18 protein-coding genes are annotated in these 16,848 nt (G+C 34.1%); 5 read left to right on the forward strand and 13 right to left on the reverse strand.

The features are described 5' to 3' along the window. Positions 1 to 20: 20 nt before the first annotated feature. From CIGNP91_RS03600 to CIGNP91_RS03635, 8 genes are read right to left on the reverse strand one after another with little or no spacing between them, the layout of a single operon-like run. Positions 21 to 749 carry a YaaA family protein gene (locus CIGNP91_RS03600; RefSeq protein ID WP_086253399.1) on the reverse strand — a complete coding sequence of 243 codons (729 nt, stop codon included), beginning with the start codon at positions 747 to 749 and terminating at the stop codon, positions 21 to 23. Further along, positions 724 to 1,233, reverse strand: a complete 510-nt coding sequence (locus tag CIGNP91_RS03605; RefSeq protein ID WP_086253400.1) for an HIT family protein — start codon at positions 1,231 to 1,233, stop codon at positions 724 to 726. The genes CIGNP91_RS03600 and CIGNP91_RS03605 overlap by 26 nt, the downstream gene beginning before the upstream one ends. Next, a complete protein-coding gene (trpC, locus tag CIGNP91_RS03610) occupies positions 1,230 to 2,003 on the reverse strand; it encodes an indole-3-glycerol phosphate synthase TrpC (RefSeq protein WP_086253401.1) in 774 nt (257 codons plus the stop codon). The genes CIGNP91_RS03605 and trpC overlap by 4 nt, the downstream gene beginning before the upstream one ends. After that, positions 2,000 to 3,241, reverse strand: coding sequence for a tetratricopeptide repeat protein (locus tag CIGNP91_RS03615; protein ID WP_086253402.1), 1,242 nt, complete (start codon positions 3,239 to 3,241; stop codon positions 2,000 to 2,002). The genes trpC and CIGNP91_RS03615 overlap by 4 nt, the downstream gene beginning before the upstream one ends. Next, entirely contained in the window at positions 3,217 to 3,585 is a 369-nt protein-coding gene (locus CIGNP91_RS03620; RefSeq protein WP_086242982.1) for a YkgJ family cysteine cluster protein, read from the reverse strand. Before CIGNP91_RS03620 ends, CIGNP91_RS03615 begins: the two co-directional genes overlap by 25 nt. Further along, positions 3,585 to 4,283 (reverse strand): tRNA1(Val) (adenine(37)-N6)-methyltransferase, encoded by a 699-nt coding sequence (locus CIGNP91_RS03625; RefSeq protein WP_086253403.1) that lies wholly within the window; start codon positions 4,281 to 4,283, stop codon positions 3,585 to 3,587. The genes CIGNP91_RS03620 and CIGNP91_RS03625 overlap by 1 nt, the downstream gene beginning before the upstream one ends. Beyond that, a complete protein-coding gene (locus CIGNP91_RS03630) occupies positions 4,270 to 5,802 on the reverse strand; it encodes a hypothetical protein (RefSeq protein WP_086253404.1) in 1,533 nt (510 codons plus the stop codon). The genes CIGNP91_RS03625 and CIGNP91_RS03630 overlap by 14 nt, the downstream gene beginning before the upstream one ends. Positions 5,803 to 5,804: 2 nt before the next feature. Next, positions 5,805 to 6,758: an NAD(P)-binding domain-containing protein gene (locus CIGNP91_RS03635; RefSeq protein ID WP_086224218.1), complete on the reverse strand. Its 954-nt coding sequence runs from the start codon at positions 6,756 to 6,758 to the stop codon at positions 5,805 to 5,807. Positions 6,759 to 6,944: 186 nt separating this feature from the next. Here CIGNP91_RS03635 and CIGNP91_RS03640 point away from each other — a divergent pair, with 186 nt between their 5' ends. Continuing rightward, positions 6,945 to 7,415, forward strand: coding sequence for a hypothetical protein (locus tag CIGNP91_RS03640; protein WP_086234364.1), 471 nt, complete (start codon positions 6,945 to 6,947; stop codon positions 7,413 to 7,415). A 39-nt stretch (positions 7,416 to 7,454) separates the two neighbouring features. Here the strand turns inward: CIGNP91_RS03640 and CIGNP91_RS03645 are convergent, their stop codons facing one another. Genes CIGNP91_RS03645 through CIGNP91_RS03665 form a run of 5 tightly spaced genes read right to left on the reverse strand, consistent with a single transcriptional unit; the run spans position 7,455 to position 12,717 of the window. Further along, complete coding sequence (locus CIGNP91_RS03645; protein ID WP_086251715.1) at positions 7,455 to 9,116, reverse strand: lytic transglycosylase domain-containing protein; 1,662 nt, start codon at positions 9,114 to 9,116, stop codon at positions 7,455 to 7,457. After that, the gene (locus CIGNP91_RS03650) at positions 9,094 to 9,384 is read right to left on the reverse strand and encodes a YggT family protein (protein ID WP_086245646.1); all 291 of its coding nucleotides are present in this window, start codon (positions 9,382 to 9,384) and stop codon (positions 9,094 to 9,096) included. Before CIGNP91_RS03650 ends, CIGNP91_RS03645 begins: the two co-directional genes overlap by 23 nt. Then, positions 9,381 to 10,670, reverse strand: a complete 1,290-nt coding sequence (gene gltX, locus CIGNP91_RS03655; protein WP_086253405.1) for a glutamate--tRNA ligase — start codon at positions 10,668 to 10,670, stop codon at positions 9,381 to 9,383. The genes CIGNP91_RS03650 and gltX overlap by 4 nt, the downstream gene beginning before the upstream one ends. Before the next feature lie 3 nt (positions 10,671 to 10,673). Further along, a complete protein-coding gene (queC, locus tag CIGNP91_RS03660) occupies positions 10,674 to 11,351 on the reverse strand; it encodes a 7-cyano-7-deazaguanine synthase QueC (protein WP_086253406.1) in 678 nt (225 codons plus the stop codon). Beyond that, complete coding sequence (locus CIGNP91_RS03665; RefSeq protein ID WP_086245648.1) at positions 11,344 to 12,717, reverse strand: phosphomannomutase/phosphoglucomutase; 1,374 nt, start codon at positions 12,715 to 12,717, stop codon at positions 11,344 to 11,346. The genes queC and CIGNP91_RS03665 overlap by 8 nt, the downstream gene beginning before the upstream one ends. Before the next feature lie 127 nt (positions 12,718 to 12,844). Between CIGNP91_RS03665 and thiF the strand changes: the two genes are divergently transcribed. The 4 genes from thiF to CIGNP91_RS03685 all read left to right on the forward strand — a co-directional run. Then, complete coding sequence (gene thiF / locus CIGNP91_RS03670) at positions 12,845 to 13,648, forward strand: sulfur carrier protein ThiS adenylyltransferase ThiF (protein ID WP_086227213.1); 804 nt, start codon at positions 12,845 to 12,847, stop codon at positions 13,646 to 13,648. Beyond that, positions 13,641 to 14,402 (forward strand): thiazole synthase, encoded by a 762-nt coding sequence (locus tag CIGNP91_RS03675; protein ID WP_086234358.1) that lies wholly within the window; start codon positions 13,641 to 13,643, stop codon positions 14,400 to 14,402. Before thiF ends, CIGNP91_RS03675 begins: the two co-directional genes overlap by 8 nt. Beyond that, on the forward strand, positions 14,403 to 15,575 hold the full coding sequence (gene thiH, locus CIGNP91_RS03680; protein WP_086253407.1) for a 2-iminoacetate synthase ThiH: 1,173 nt from the start codon (positions 14,403 to 14,405) through the stop codon (positions 15,573 to 15,575). A 315-nt stretch (positions 15,576 to 15,890) separates the two neighbouring features. Then, a partial coding sequence (locus CIGNP91_RS03685; protein WP_272889772.1) for a flagellin N-terminal helical domain-containing protein occupies positions 15,891 to 16,848 on the forward strand: 958 nt, incomplete at its 3' end.

Genomic DNA, 16,848 nt, shown 5'->3' on the forward strand with positions numbered 1-16,848 from the left:
CTATTTTAAACAACTTAATCTTAATCACCATTAATTTCAAAAATTAACTCAATTTTTAATTTTGTCTTTATAATATTTAATAGACTTAAATTTGGAAATTTAATCTCCATCAACTCATCAAAACTCTTAGCCCCATTTAACGCCAAACAGCGCAAAATAATCCCTCGATAATGCTTAGCAAAGTGGCTGATAGCTCTACCATTTTTTAGGAATTTCATAGTTGTATATGGGGATTTAATAGAGTAGAACTTATCATAATATCCGGCCCTAAGATCTAATATCTCATCACCACCCAATAACTCATCTAAAGCGGTATTAAGCCTAGTTTTATAATACTTCACACTATCTATATCACCTATCATTTGACCTTGCTTAAGCTTATAAAATCTAACATAATCCCCAGCCCTTAACACCCCATAAAGATTAGAAAATATCAATAAATTCTCATCAATATATCTAGCTGATTTTTCATCTAAACTTGGATAATCCAAAGCATCATACGCCACGCCATCATACAAAAGAACAGCCTTGTGATAGAGATTTTGGGCTGATAAATTCGCTATTTTATCAATCTCTTTAGACTCTTTAATCCCAAAAATCTCGCTTAAAGCTCTCTCATCTTTGCTATTTAAAATTTCATAATATCTATTTAAAATTTCATCTCTATCACAATTTATAGCCATCAAAGCCGATTTAAGCGGATTTGGCGTTGGCTTTTTACTCTCACTTGGCGAAAATAGTATTTTCACAACTTAGCCTTTGAAATTCATCTTTTAAGCTCTTAAATTGCTCCATAAATGGAACTCCATGAACTCTAGTATATCCTATGGTTGTTATGAAATTTGTATCCCTCTCCCATCTTGGGACAAGATGATAGTGTATATGCTCGGCTATCCCAGCGCCAGCTGCTGCGCCTAAATTCATACCGATATTGACTCCATTAGCATTTAAAACTCTCTTTAACACATCTACACCGATTTGGACTATTTGACTCATCTCTAACCAAATTTGAGTATCTAAGCTCTCAATATTATCTATATGCTCATATGGAATTACCATAAATTCGCCCAAGGTATATGGATATCTATTCATCAAACCAAAGCAATTTTTAGCCCTAAATAGCATAAAATTCTCACTATCTCTATTCTCATTAGCAATCTTACAAAAGACACATTCGCAATCCTTTGGTCTAGAAAAATACTCCGCTCTCCACGGCGCAAACTCATCTATCATTCAACACCCCTTATATCCATTACCGCTTGGTATATATCATCTTGACGCATAAAATGCTCACCTATCAAAAATCCCCTAATGCCATTTTGATTTAAACTCAAAATCTGATTATATGAGTATAATCCACTCTCAGCCACCACCACTCTATCTGATGGTATAAGCTCTTTTAGCTTTAAGCTAAGCTCCATATCCATATCAAAGGTTTTTAAATTTCTATGATTTATCCCTATAAGTTTAGCATTAGTTTGTAAAGCTTTTTCTAAATCTTCTTCATCGTGAATTTCCATTAATACGGTTAAATTTAACTCATTAGCGTAATTTGATAACTCTATTAAGCTCTTTGTATCCAAAGCCTTCGCAATTAGCAAAATCATATCCGCACCATAAATTCTAGCTTGAGCAATCTGATATCTATCTATGATAAAATCCTTTCTAAGCAAAGGCAAATTCACAAATCTACGCACCAATCCCAAATACTCAATACTACCTAAAAAATAGTGTGGCTCACATAAAACACTTATCGCCCACGCTCCGGCTCTTTCATACTCCAAAGCTATTTGCAGTGGATCAAAATCATCCCTTATAACTCCCTTGCTAGGACTTGCCTTTTTAACTTCAGCTATGATATTTATCCCATCTTTAAGGCTTTTAAGTGGATCAAGTGGGCTGCATGAGTAGCTTATGGCTTTTTGTAATATATTAAATGGTAGCTTCTGTTTTTGCTTCTTAAGATCAAATTTGGTTCTATCTATAATCTGATTTAATATCATTTTTTGCCTTTTATACACTTTGTAATCTTATTGTAATGAGATTTGAATTCATCTTGCTCTAAATACTCTGCGCCGATTTTTTCGATCCACTCAATAGCCATATCACACTTTTTAAGCTTATAATATCCCCAAGCTATTGAGTCTATTATATATGGCGACTTAGGATTTAGCTCATAAGCCTTTAATGCTAGTTCAAGACCTTTAGAGATGTTAATATCATGATCGATTAATATATATCCATAATAATTATAATATACTGAATTATCTAGTTCATAAACAGACTCTTCAAAAAGCTTTATAATCTGTTCTATATTTTTAGTTTTGCTAAATTCATACTTATATATCGCCATTTTGGCTTTATAATCTTTGTTATCAGTTAACTCATAGAGTTGCTCTGCTAAGGCATAGGCCTCTTTATATTCTCCTAGCTGAGCATAAATTTGTGAGAGCAAATCATCGTTAAATTCATACTTTTTAAGCACTCTTTTGGCCTCTTTAAAATTCTCTTTATATAGCAAAATCTCAAGCGCATTAACAAGATACTGACTAGCTTCATTTTCTAAATATAACTTTTCATAAATTTTTACCATATTATCAAAATCAGCCAAATTTGAGTATAAATCTAGCAAGACATAGCAAGTTCTTTGACCACAACCATTTTGATTTATCCACTCATTTGCAATCTTAGTAGCCCCAACACTATCGCCTAAGAAATCGTTAAAAATGCTAACTATACGTATCATATTATCTTCGCTTTGGTCTATCTCATATGCTCTTTTATATAGCTCCATAGCACGCTTTGTATCATCTTCAAAAGCATAGATATTAGCTAATAAAATATAATTTTGGCTACTTTTATCTTTTTTGATTAATTTTTTAGCAAGCTGCTTAGCCTCTTTGAGTTCATAAATTGACAAAGCATAACCGATTTTTAGCCTTAGCGTTTGAGCATCATCGCCCTTTAGCTCATCCATTAATTTATATAACGAATTTGATTTTGCACTTAAAGCTAGTTTAGCAGACTCTTTTAAAAAGACCTCATTTTGACTCTTTTGATATAATTGATAGAATAAATCACTAGCCTTAGCGACCTCGCCATCTTCTACCATCAAATAGGCGTTGATAATCTCTAAATCGCTATTATCTTCTACATCATAAATAGTGCTAAAATGTGGCTGACCTACTCCACAACCACACAAGAAAAAAGCTAAAGCTATAACTGCCTTACGCCAATACATTCTCTCTCCAACTCTTTATAATTTTTTTTAAAATGCTCCCAAAATGGGAAGGTTCTACACTGCTTAGGTCTATACTCATATATAGAGCAATTTTTATTTTTCTCATCAAAAAATATACACGCCCAGCCATTTTGATATGGTTTTTCTTTAATACTATACTTATTATCAAATTTCTCTAAAAATATCTCCTTAATAAGCTCTGGCTTATAGCCTAAATACTCACCCAAACTTCTAATCTCATCTTCACTAATCCATATATATCCACTCTCGCCAGTGCAGCATTTACCACCGCACTCATCGCATTTGCTAGAGTCAAACTCATAATTAAACCCATCTTGCCTTATCACTTATAAACCTTACTTATAGTATTTGCTTTTTTAAAAATCTCTTTTGTCTCTATGCTAAATTCATCCCCATCAAAAACCACCAAAGGTGGCAAAATCTCACACATAGATTTACTACTCTTTTTAGCCTCAAATAGTGCTAGTTTAGCCTTTTGACCTCTTTTAGAATGGACAAATCTAAGCTTTGTTAAATTTAGTTTAAATTTAACCAATAATGCTAAAATCCATCCAATTTGCTTTGCATCATAGCAAAAATATAGCACACCTTTTGGTTTTAGATTTCTATTAGCCCCAGCTAAAAATTGCTCAAGACTTAAAGAGTCATTATATCTTGAGTTTGCTATATGTTTATTTTGGCTTTTTGTTACTCCAAAGTGATAAAATGGCGGATTAGAGATGATAAAATCAAATTTAATCTCACTTTTAAACTCGCTAAAATCTCCTGTGATAAACTCTGCAGTAATACCATTTACACTAGCATTATACTGGCTAATTTGTACATTTATAGGGTTTATATCTATACCTTTTAAGATTACGCTGCTATCACGAGCAACCAAAAGCCCTAAAATCCCACATCCACATCCAACATCTAAAATATCACCCCTAAGCTTGCTAGCGCTGATAAAATCATATAAAAATAGAGTATCGCTATTATATCTATACCCATTTTCAAGCTGATAAAGCTCAAGCTGACTCATTATTATCTCTATTTATCTCTTGGGTTTTGATATTTTTTATTAACTCTTCATAATATTTTTTTTGATTTTCTATCTCTTTACTATGCTCTTTTTTATTCATTTCAATAGTATCTTTAGCTTTTTTTATAATAGTTGCAATTTGTGAGTTTAACTCACTATTTTTAATCTCTAAGTCTGTAATTTTTGAGTTTAATAGCTCATAATTTGCCAGCTTTTTAGTGTTATTCATATCGCTTTTTAGGCTTAAAATTTGCGATTTTAAGCGTTCTATCTCTTTATCCTTACTGGCTGTTTTTTTCTCTAGTTCATCTATTTTTTGTGCGCTTTTATTGGCGTCTCTTATGTTAAATTCAATCTTTTTTCTTAAATCAATTATTGAATCTTTATACTCTTTTTCTTTATTTTTTAACTCTTTTTTATAATTAATCTCTTGATTTACTAGTTTTGCATTTAAGCTAGCAATTGTCATATTTTGATCTTTTAGACTCTTTTCATACTGCTCTTTTATCTTTTTATCGCTTGCAGTTTGAGTCGTTTTATAGCTATTTTGTAGATCTTTTTTGAGCTCTTCTAGCTCTTTTTCTTTATTATCATTTATATTTTTTATAGTTAAATTTAGCTTTTTTATCTCTGAGTTTTTACTATTTAATTCATTAAAATATTCACTCCTTTGCCTATCGATTTGCGCTTGGAGTTCGCTTACATTTTTGGCATTTTGGTTTTGAAGATCAATAAGCGCTAGAGTTTGAGAATGCATAAGTTGATTTATCTCCTCATTTTTGCTAGTTATCTCTTTTTTTAGCGTATTTATCTCCTTTTCTTTTGCACTTAAATTACTATTAGCCTCACTATTGGCTTTTAAATTTTGCGCCTTAAGTGCTGCTATTTCATCACTTAATTTTTGATTACTATTTTGAAGATTTTGATTTTCTAACTTCTCTTTCATAGCGCTATTTTTTACCATCTCATCAGCTACGATTTTAGACTTTTGGAGTTTAGAGTTTAACTCATCAACATTACTTTCTAAATTTACAATTTTCTCTTCATATTTTTTGATACTCTCTATACTTTGAGCCTGTAATTCATTTATTCTTTTTGTTAATTCGTTGATATTTTCTTGGTGCTGAGCTTGCGTAGATTGCAAGGCTTCATTATAGTTATTTTGAGCATTTTTATCAGCATTTATTAGAGCTATTTTTTGGCTTTCAACCTCTTTTGCTAGCTCTAAATTTTGCCGAATCAACTGAACATTATCACTTAATAAAACCCTATTATCACGAATTGCAATCTCTAGGTTATGTTTGAGCAAATTTGGCTCATTTGGTATCTCTAGGACATCGCTTTGGATATTATTACCACGCACCTCAAGCCACGAAAAATAATCCCCAAGTGCCTCATATTCAGATTTTAAGACATATCTATTTTGTTCACTAGGGCTTAAATCATCAAAGCTAACTTGCTTATCATCTCCGCAGCCAACTAGCAATGCGCCAACTAGAAAATACCAAATTTTACTCACTATTACGCCTTATTTATTATATAATTAATAATTTTATGTGCATCATTTAGTGCTGATACAATGCTGGCTCCATTTTTACTAGCGATATCACCACCTACATATAGGCCTTTTACATTAGTTTGTAAATTTTCATCTACGATTGGCTTAGTATCGCTATCAAGCTCTATGCCACATTTTTGTAAAAAATCAACCGGAGTTGAACCGCCAATTGCATATATAATTCTATCATATATAACTACACTTCCATCGCTATAGCTTACTGATACTTTACCATTATCATTTTCTATACCTGTAATATCTACACCTAATTTTAAAGTTAGCTTGCCATCTCTTGCGCTATCTTCTACAGCAGCTAGATTTATATCATTTAATCTAGTAAATGTAGATCTTCTATAATTTAGCGTTACATCATTGCAACCGCTTAAATCTACAGCATATTCAGCTGCTGAGTTTCCGCCACCTACTACAATGATTTTTTCACCGCAATTACAATTATTTAGATTATAATTTACAACTTGGATTAATGAAGGTGGAATTTTATATTCTGGCTTATTTGGCTTGCCCATTCTGCCGATTCCTACCATTACATTTTTAGCTTTAAATACGCCTTTTGCTGTAGTTACAATTAGCAGATCGCCATCTTTTTTTACACTTTCAACCTCAGCATTAAAAACTGCTTCAATATCGCCATCATCAAGCAATTTATCAAAATAATTTAATGTGCTTTCTTTTGTTCCATCAAAGAACTCTACGCAGCCTCTTGTCTCGCTCTCTAAACCTTTATAAACCTTATCTACACGCTTACCATCTTTGTAGAATTTGCGAATTGTTTGAGAGTGATTATCACCTTTTTCTAAAAGAAGAACATTTTTAAATCCTGCTTTTTTAGCCTCAACTACTGAAGCAATACCAAAAGGACCGCCACCAATGACTACCACATCATATAAATTTTCCATATTTTTCTCCATATTATTATATTTTTAAAACATAAAATATTAAATATATCTAAATTCAACTTAAATTACTATTGATTTTTAAAAGTAAATTACTAGATAAATTCAAAATATATTTTAATTAAATAAATACAATACAATTTAAAGATTAAACATATAAATGGTATAATTTAGCAAAAAAGGAAAAAAATGTTAAAAAACCTCACCTTTCTTATCATTTCATTAATGTTGGCTGGTTGTTGGGGAAAAAGCTCACTTCACTCAGATGCTAATCTTAAAAACGAATTATTAGCCTATACGCAAAAACACAACTCTGCTGAAATATTACTAGTTGCTACCTACCTAAATCCAATATATCAAGGAGAATTTACGACTGATATGCAAGATTTTGATACCTTTATAGTATCAATCTATCCACAAAATTTAACTCCAAAATCTGTAACTATAAATTCACTTGATGCTACACTAACTAAACTAGAAAAAGATGATAAACTCTCTACTTTAGTTTCGATGACCATACCTTGGAGTAATTATTATAAAGCCACTATTCCAACTCAAAAATCAAATATCCTAAGCGTAAATATCACTCTAGATAACAACACTACAGCTACGCTAAATTTCCAAAAAGTCGCCCGCTCACTCTACTGGCATACTAGATAAATTTACAAATTTAAAACTAAAAACCAAACAAAGGCAAGCCTAAAAGCTTACCTTTGGCCTAAATCCATCGCTTAACTCAGGGATTAAAACATTGTCAAAAAAGTGCGATATTTTAGTACTTTTACCAAGAGCAGCAAGATATATTATATAATTAGCCAAAACCTTTTTACCATAAATCCTACTCTCAGCATACGGTACTAAATCCATAGACAAAAATGGCTCATATCTGCTATACTCGCTTTTACGATTAAATAGATCCCCACGCAGTAGCATTCGCTTAGTAAAGCCGATTCCACCATTATAAGCGTATGCTATAAATAGCGGATTATATAGATAATTTTCTAAATAATCTAAGTGGAAATTTGCAAATTTATAAGCAATTTCTGGCTTAAACATATCATCAATATCAAATTTATTCATTTCAAGTTTAGCAGCTATATCTTTAGCCAAAAACGGCATAAACTGCATCATCCCAAGAGCGTATGAAGTAGATATCGCACTAGGGACAAATCTACTCTCTTGCCTAGCAAGTGCTAAAATCAGTGCTTGCCGCCTGATATCTTTTGTACCAATGTATTCCATAAATGGCATAGGATAGAAGTGAATTTTATGATTATGCGCTCTTTCCATTATATAGCTATACTCTCCAAGGGTGCTTTGAGTATAAAATCTAGAAGCATATGAGATTAGCTCAGAGCTTGGCATTTTAGCTACTTTCTCTCTTGTGCGTTGCCATGTAAATGGGTCGGTATAATCATATTTTAATAACTCTTTTGTAGCTGGCCTTGGTACTGCTATTTTAATCTTTTCGCCGCTAGTAAATTCTCTAGCGTAAAGGCTATAGATATTGATATCAGCACTTTTAGCAATCTGTTCTAAAATATTCTCATCTTTAGTAATTAGATATATCCAAAAATTAGCATTATCTTTATTGCTAGCAAATTTGGATTTTGTAGCAGCTACTTTAAAAAACTCCACTGCCCTACTCTCATTATGCAATAAAATCGCATTTAACCCAAATATAAATGCCATATCGCTATTGAGTAGCTCAGCACTAACTCCTAATAAACTACTACGAAATTTGGCATTTTTTTTATTAATTACGGAGTCTTGAACAATTGATTTAAATTGCCAATGATTTAGGCTATTTGTGATTAATTTTACACTTGGAATGTAGGTATTTAAAAACTCTTCTTTATTTTTAGCGGCTGCGTAGTGTCTAAAATATCCAACCGGATCACCAACTGCTATATAATAAGCTAGTGGGTCTGCTGTATTAAATCCTTGAATATAATTTACAAATTTAGAACCACTAGTTTTTAAGCGTGTTACTAAATCTGCCCTTTGGCTAGGCATTAAAGAGTTTATAAATCTAGCGCTTATAACCATATTTTGACATGTCCAATTAGCAGTATGAATATTGTTAAAATTATATTTAGAACAATCAGCTACTTTCTCTTTTATAGGGCCAATTTTTTTATCAAAAAGCGCTTTAATGCTACCTTGATAGCGAAAAATCTGCCCTTGTAATTTCTTTAGTTGAGCCTTGCTAGCTTTTTTTTCATTAGCAAATCTATATATATAATAATCCTTGACTAGTCCTTTTGGTGCTGTTTTTAAATTCTCATAGCTTGGCACACTAGCCCAAAGCGGTATAACCAAAAAAGTTAAAAACAGACTAAATTTGATAAGCCAACGCACGGATATATCCTAATACAAATCTACTTATAAACTCCAAACCAAGAAGTATTATAATAGGCGCTATATCGATCCCACCAAAGATCGTTGGAATTCTAAGCTTTCTTATGAGATTATACGCTGGAGCGCTAAGGCGATAAAGTAACTGGACAATAGGATTAAACGGATCAGGCCTAACCCAACTTATAAGCGCCGCTGCGATAATGACAAATATATAAGCCCTTATCACCATATCCAAAATATCAACTACCGAAATAATAAAATGCGTCATCTAGCTACAATCTCCTTAATATCAGATCTTATCAATGGATATAGATCTTTAAGCTCTGGGCCATGCTCAGCGCCCGTTAAAAGCAATCTAAGTGGCATAAATAGCGATTTACCTTTTAAATTTGTCTCATCAGATATCACAATTTTAAGCTCATCAAAGCTATGTGGAATTTGCATATTTAAGATAACTTTTCTTATCTCATCAGCCTCTTTTTGCCATTGTGGCGGGATGATTTTGGCTGAGTTAATAGCGTCAATTTTGGCTATTATCTCTGGGATTAAGCTACTTTCTTGAGTATAGAATCTAGCTAGATCTGGCGAGCTAAATCCAAGCTCAACTAGCCTATCATCACTAGCGAGTTTGATATGCTCTCTATTGATTTGAGCAAGCTTTTCTTCGCTAAATTTAGCTGGCGAGCGTGAAATATTACTTATATCAAACCAACTAGCAGCCTCTTGAATAGTAAAGATTTCACACGGCGTTTTATTGCCTATTAATATTAGATAATTTGCTATCGCCTCAGGCATATAACCCTTATCCAAAAGATAACTAACAGAAGAGCTATTATCCCTTTTGCTCATCTTTTTACCATCCATATTTAGGATTATAGGCAAGTGAGCGTAGCTTATCTCTTGAGTATATCCTAGGGCTTCTCTAATCAAATTTTGCTTTGGAGTATTGCTTACATGATCTTCTCCCCTAATTATCATAGTTACACCCTCAAGCATATCATCAATCGCACAAGCGAAGTTATATGTAGGAGTTTTATCAGCTCTTAATAGCACAAAGCTATCTATATTTTCAGGCTCAAACACTATCTCACCTTTGATTTTGTCTGTGAATTTTTGTGTTGTTTTAGGTGCTTTTAGCCTCAAAGCCGCTGGGCGTGGATTGTTTAAAATCTCTTCATCGCTTAAGTTTTCACAACTCCCATCATATCTATATGCTACGCCATTTCTAGCGGCTTCTTCTCTCTTTTTTTCTAGTGTCTCATCATCACAAAAACACAAAAAAGCCTTCTTATCTATTAAAAGCTTAGCCCCAAACTCTTGATGAAATTTAAGATTTTGGCTTTGATAATAAAGGGTATCCCATTTAATCCCAAATTTCTTTAAAATCTCCATTATCTCTTTATCTTTGCCCTCTATATTTCTCTCTTTATCAGTATCTTCTATACGAAGTATAAAGCCACTCTTATCTTGAAGTGAAGATATATAATTTAATATAGCAACTCTTAAATTCCCAATATGCATATCACCTGTTGGCGATGGCGCAAAACGATACATATCTTAATCCTTAAATTTAATTTTTTTATACTCTACAGGGTCGATTTTGCCACTATCTCTAAACCCTTTTAGTCTTAATAGACAGCTATCGCACTCCCCGCAAGCAGCGTCCCCGCTCTCATAGCAACTCCAAGTATTAGCTAGATTCACACCAAGTTCATAAGCCTTAGAGACTATTTGCGATTTTGATAACCCAATTAAAGGTGCTTTAAAGACAAACTCACATCCAGTGCCCAAATTCACCGCTCTATTCATCGCTTTTAAAAACTCAAGCCGACAATCTGGATACCCACTACTATCAGCCTCTACTAACCCCATATATATAGCCTCGCAATTTCTCACCTGAGCCACACTCGCACCAATAGAGATGAAAATCCCATTTCTAAAGGCAACATAGGTATTTGGCAACTCCTTATCATTTAGTGAGTTTTTTGGAATTTCAATGCTTTTATCAGTGAGAGAATTCCCACCAACACTAGCTATAAAATCAGCATTAATCACAATCCTATCAATAACCCCCAAATCATCGCAAATTTTATCAAAGCATTCACGCTCTTTTAACATTGTTCTTTGATGGTAATCAAAATGCAACCCCACAATCTCATAGCCCTCACTCTTAGCGATACTAGCTGCTACTGCGCTATCCATACCGCCACTTATAATACACAAAGCCCTACGCATTGATATTAGCCATAATTTTATCTACCAAAGCTATAACGCCATTTTGAATTTCTAGCATATTTTGCTCTGAATTTGCTTCAAATCTAGTTACTATCACAGGAGTTGTATTAGACGCTCTTACTAATCCCCAGCCATTTTCAAATTTAATTCTAACCCCATCAATATCGATAATATCAACTATCTTTGGTAGCCCATTATCAGCCCTATTTAACTCAATTTTTAAAGCCTCTATAATCTTAAATTTACTCTCATCATCGGCTTTTATCTTCATCTCATCGGTTGAATATAGCTTAGGTAATTTATCTAACTCCCCATCCAAATCAAATCCATTTGCTATTAGCTCAAGCACCCTTATCATCGCATATACCCCATCATCAAAACCAAAAAATCTCTCTTTGAAAAATATATGCCCACTCACTTCAGCCGCCATATCGATATTTAGCTCTTTCATAGCTTTTTTGATATTGCTATGACCGGTTTTGCCCATGAAGCTTTTACCGATTTTATCTATCTCATCATACATATTTTGGCTACATTTGACCTCGCCTAAAACCCTAGGATTTTTCATATTTTTAGCATACAAATAGGCCAAATCATCCCCTTTTATCGTGCGTTTTGGCGTTAAAACCGCTATTCTATCAGCATCCCCATCAAATCCAAACCCAATATCATAGCCATTTTTCAAAGCCTCTTTTAGCTCTTTTATATTCTTCTCTTCACTAGGATCTGGATGGTGATTTGGAAACTCTCCATCAGGCTCTGGGTATAGAACATTAAACTCTAGCCCAAGTGCCTTAGCTATAGGCATTAGAGTTATACCCGCTACACCATTTCCCGCATCGCAAATAATCTTTGTCTTTAGCCCTTTGAGATGCGAAAATTCCTTAGCATAAAAATCCACATATGAGCTTAAAATATCAAATTTAATAGCACTAAAATTATCTTCAACCACTCCACCACTAGCTATAAATTTATTAACATCATCTTTTAAAGCTTGTAAATCATCACCAAAATAGCTATCTTTTTTAATCGTAATCTTAAATCCATTATACTCCTTTGGATTATGGCTACCAGTTATCATCACATTAGCGTCAAATTTATCCGTAAAAACACTAAAATATCCAACCGGCGTAGGCAACATTCCAATATCATAAATCTCAAGCCCAGCCGCATTAAATCCACTCACCAAATACCCAAATAAATCCCTAGCCGAAACCCTAGCATCATATCCTACGCTTACACTCTTTACTCCACGGCTTTTCATCACATTGCCAAGGCATATTCCTATTGCTTTGACGCTTTGCTCATTTAAATCTTTTTGGTAAATTCCTCTTATATCATACTCTCTAAATATAGAATCAAACATAATTTTAGCCTTAAATCAATAATAAGGCGAGAATTCTAGCCAAATTTTTATAATCATTAGTTTAAATTTTATAAATTTTAATAGGCATTTAATAGCTATTTTGTCTTTTTTGGCTATAATCACACCTATGAAAAAGGTAATAGTAAATTCAATCACAAAAAATGTAAATTCCAACACACTTTCTCAGTTGCGAGCTGAGCTTGGCTTTGATGATAGCGTGATTACCATATATAAAGGCTTTGCTACTAATGATGATTTAGAGCTAAGCGATGGTGATAGCGTAGTTTTTATAAACAAAGGCGAGCTTCCGCCAAAAGAGTGCTTAAAAGAGATGATGAGAGCTAGAAATAGCCCTGAAGTAAATATCGCTCTTGATAGTGCTAAAGTCGGTATAGCTGGGCTTGGTGGCCTTGGTAGTAGCGTGGCTATAGCCTTAGCTAGAGTTGGGGTAAGCTCTTTAAAATTAGTCGATTTCGATACCGTAGATCCATCAAATTTAAATCGCCAACAATACTTCATAGATGACCTTGGCAAATACAAAACCCAAGCCCTAGCAGATATAATCGCCAAAATTAATCCATTTGTAAGCGTAGAGATAGAGACCATAAAACTAGATGAAAACAATATAAATTTAGTATTTCAAAACTATGATATAGTCGCTGAATGCTTTGATAATCCTAAAGCCAAAGCTATGCTTATAAACAATCTCAAAAACAAAATTATAGTCGCCGCAAGCGGTATGGCAGGATATGGTAGAAGCGATGATATCAAAACAATCCAAATGGCCAAAAATCTCTATATCTGCGGAGATTTAAAAAGTGCTGCAAGCATAGGAAATGGCCTTATGGCTCCAAGAGTCGGTATCTGTGCTATGAAACAAGCAAATCAAATTTTAGATATTTTAATAAAGCGAGTAAAAGATAATGGATAAACTAAATTTAGGTGGAAGACTATTTGATTCTAGATTTATTATGGGAAGTGGCAAATTTGACCCCGAGCTAATCACCGCTTGTATAGAAGAAGCAAACGCTCAAATCATCACCCTAGCAATCCGCAGAGTAAATAAAGATAGCGATATAAGCATAACCAAATTTATCCCTCAAAATATCACCCTACTACCAAACACAAGTGGCGCTAGAGACGCTAGTGAAGCCCTTAGAATCGCCCGTTTAGGTAGAGAGCTTGGCTGTGGCGATATGATAAAAATAGAAGTAATTAGAGATAGCAAATTCCTACTACCTGATAACTATCAAACATTAAAAGCCGTTGAGCTTTTAGCTAGTGATGGCTTTATCCCACTTGCTTATATGATGCCAGACCTAGTCGCTGCTAGAGATATGGCAAATGCCGGCGCAGCAGCCATCATGCCCTTAGCCGCACCAATCGGATCAAATAAAGGCCTAAGCAATAAAGATATAATCCAAATTTTAATAGATGAAATAGACCTACCAATCATCGTAGATGCCGGTATCGGTCGCCCTAGCCAAGCGTGTGAGGCTATGGAGATGGGTTGCGCTGCTGTGATGGTAAATACCGCTATTGCCACAGCTGGTGATATAAAAGGCATGGCAAGAGCCTTTAAAAACGCCGTTATAGCCGGTAGAGACGCCTATCTAGCTAAATTTGGTAGAGTTATAAATACCGCTCAAGCTAGCTCGCCACTAACTGGATTTTTAGGACAATAGATGAAATTCATACAAAAAACAGACCCAATGGCTTATCTAGAAGGTCAAGAGCAAATAAATAGTAATATAATGCAAAGAGTGCTTGCAGCTGCTAATAGTGTTGAGTTTGATAAATTTAATGCTATTGATGTAGAACACGCTCTATCTAAAGATAATCTAAATTTAACAGACCTCCAAGCCCTTTTAAGCCCAGTAGCTGCTAATTTCCTTGAAGAGATGGTAGCCAAATCCAAAGCCACAAAAGAGCGATATTTCGGTAAAAATATCTATCTTTTCACCCCGCAATACATAGCAAATCACTGCGATAATAACTGCGTTTATTGCGGATTTAAAGTGGGTAATGATATCAAAAGAGCGCAATTAGACGAAAATGATATCATCAAAGAGCTAGAAAATATCGCCAAAACCGGATTAAAAGAGATACTCATCCTAACAGGCGAATCCCAAACCAAAACACCGCTAAATTATATCGCAAACGCTTGTAGATTAGCTAAAAAATATTTTGATATAGTTGGTGTTGAAATTTATCCATTAAATAGCGATGAATACGCTATTTTACACGATAACGGCGTGGATTTTGTAACCGTTTTTCAAGAGACTTATAACCCTATAAAATATGGCAAAATTCATCTATACGGCAACAAAAGAGTCTTTCCATATAGATTTAACGCTCAAGAAAGAGCATTAATAGGCGGTATGCGTGGCGTGGCATTTGCGGCACTTCTTGGGATCGATGACTGGCGCAAAGATGCTATGGCAACCGCTCTTCACGCATCCTTAATCCAAGCCAAATACCCTCACGCAGAAATTTCCATCTCCGTCCCACGCCTAAGACCGATTATCAACAATAACAAGATAAACCCACGAGATGTAACCGAACGAGCCTTATTACAAGTGATCGCTGCTTATAGGCTGTTTTTACCATACGCCAATATAACGCTTAGTAGCCGTGAGAGTGCGTATTTTAGAGATCATGCCATAGCTCTTGGCGTTACTAAAGTCTCAGCCGGAGTAAGCGTAGCTATCGGCGAACACGGCGGCAAAGATGATGAAAGCAAGGGTGATGGACAATTTGAAATAAGCGATAATAGAGATGTCAATCAAATGAAAATCGCCATCAAAAATGCTGGTTTAACACCAGTAATGAGTGATTATATATACACAGGAGAATAAGATGAATAACGACCCAGTTTTAGGTGGTAGTCAATGCCCTTTTAAGCGCAATGACAGCTAAAATTAAAGCAATTTTTAGAAAAATATTTAAACAAGGCTAAATATTTTAGCTTAAACTTTTAACTAATCATTACTAGCTAACCTATTAGCTAGTAATATTTTAAATAATATCAAGATTGATTTAAATTTTGATAATCTATTAAAATTTATTACAACTTATAAAATATCGTTTATTATAAACTTCTACCAAAACTTTGGAACACCATTTGCTTAGGGCTTTTATAACTTAATAATATTTCTATAAAAGGACTTATAATGGGTTTTAGAATCAACACAAATGTAGCAGCCTTAAATGCGCATGCTAACTCTGTAGTAAATGATAGAGCACTTACTGGCTCTCTTGGTCGCCTTAGCTCAGGCCTTAGAATTCAAACAGCAGCTGATGATGCTTCTGGTATGGCGATAGCTGATAGTCTTCGCTCTCAAGCTAACTCCCTAGGTCAAGCCATATCTAATGGTAATGATGCTGTAGGTATCATCCAAACTGCTGATAAAGCTATGGATGAACAGATTAAAATACTTGATACTATTAAAACTAAAGCTATCCAAGCAGCTCAAGATGGTCAAAATGCTGATTCTAGAAGAGCACTTCAAAATGATATTAGCAGACTTCTTGAAGAACTAGATATGATAGCTACTACTACAAGCTTTAATGGCCAACAACTACTAAATGGAAATTTTTCAAACAAAAACTTCCAAATAGGTGCTTATAGTAATGAAACAGCTAAAGTAAGCATAGGTGCTACAAACTCAAATACAATTGGGCATACTAGGTTTGAGACGCTAAAAAATGTGGTAGCTTCTAATATTTCTCAAATGGCAGATGCAGTTGTTAAGCTAAGTGGTATTGATGGTTATCCGGGTGGTTATGTATTTCAAACGATTAGCGCAAAAACATTACAAACAGATGGTTTAAAAGCTGTAGCTGAAATGATGAATGGCGTAAGCGATAAAACTGGTATAAGAGCTGAAGTTAATAATACTCAAATTTTTGGCCAAGCAATTGCTGCTGGTACAATTAAAGATTTTATGATTAATGGTGTTAAAATCGGTAATATTACCGTAAAAGCTAATGATTCTGACAATGTTCTAATCGGTGCAATTAACGCTAAAAAAGATGAAACCGGAGTAGAAGCAAGCCTAGAAAATGGTAGACTAGTCCTAGCTGCTAAAGATGGTAGAGCTATTAGGCTTGGTTCAACATCTACTGGTG

The organism is Campylobacter sp. P091, assembly GCF_002138935.1.
GTDB classification, from domain to species: Bacteria; Campylobacterota; Campylobacteria; order Campylobacterales; family Campylobacteraceae; genus Campylobacter; species Campylobacter devanensis.

Coding starts and splice junctions, on each gene's coding strand:
- CIGNP91_RS03605 (WP_086253400.1), bottom strand. CDS start 1,233: ATGATAGATGAGTTTGCGCCGTGGAGAGCGGAGTATTTTTCTAGACCA.
- trpC (WP_086253401.1), bottom strand. CDS start 2,003: ATGATATTAAATCAGATTATAGATAGAACCAAATTTGATCTTAAGAAG.
- CIGNP91_RS03615 (WP_086253402.1), bottom strand. CDS start 3,241: ATGTATTGGCGTAAGGCAGTTATAGCTTTAGCTTTTTTCTTGTGTGGT.
- CIGNP91_RS03625 (WP_086253403.1), bottom strand. CDS start 4,283: ATGAGTCAGCTTGAGCTTTATCAGCTTGAAAATGGGTATAGATATAAT.
- CIGNP91_RS03635 (WP_086224218.1), bottom strand. CDS start 6,758: ATGGAAAATTTATATGATGTGGTAGTCATTGGTGGCGGTCCTTTTGGT.
- CIGNP91_RS03640 (WP_086234364.1), top strand. CDS start 6,945: ATGTTAAAAAACCTCACCTTTCTTATCATTTCATTAATGTTGGCTGGT.
- CIGNP91_RS03650 (WP_086245646.1), bottom strand. CDS start 9,384: ATGACGCATTTTATTATTTCGGTAGTTGATATTTTGGATATGGTGATA.
- gltX (WP_086253405.1), bottom strand. CDS start 10,670: ATGTATCGTTTTGCGCCATCGCCAACAGGTGATATGCATATTGGGAAT.
- queC (WP_086253406.1), bottom strand. CDS start 11,351: ATGCGTAGGGCTTTGTGTATTATAAGTGGCGGTATGGATAGCGCAGTA.
- CIGNP91_RS03665 (WP_086245648.1), bottom strand. CDS start 12,717: ATGTTTGATTCTATATTTAGAGAGTATGATATAAGAGGAATTTACCAA.
- thiF (WP_086227213.1), top strand. CDS start 12,845: ATGAAAAAGGTAATAGTAAATTCAATCACAAAAAATGTAAATTCCAAC.
- CIGNP91_RS03675 (WP_086234358.1), top strand. CDS start 13,641: ATGGATAAACTAAATTTAGGTGGAAGACTATTTGATTCTAGATTTATT.
- thiH (WP_086253407.1), top strand. CDS start 14,403: ATGAAATTCATACAAAAAACAGACCCAATGGCTTATCTAGAAGGTCAA.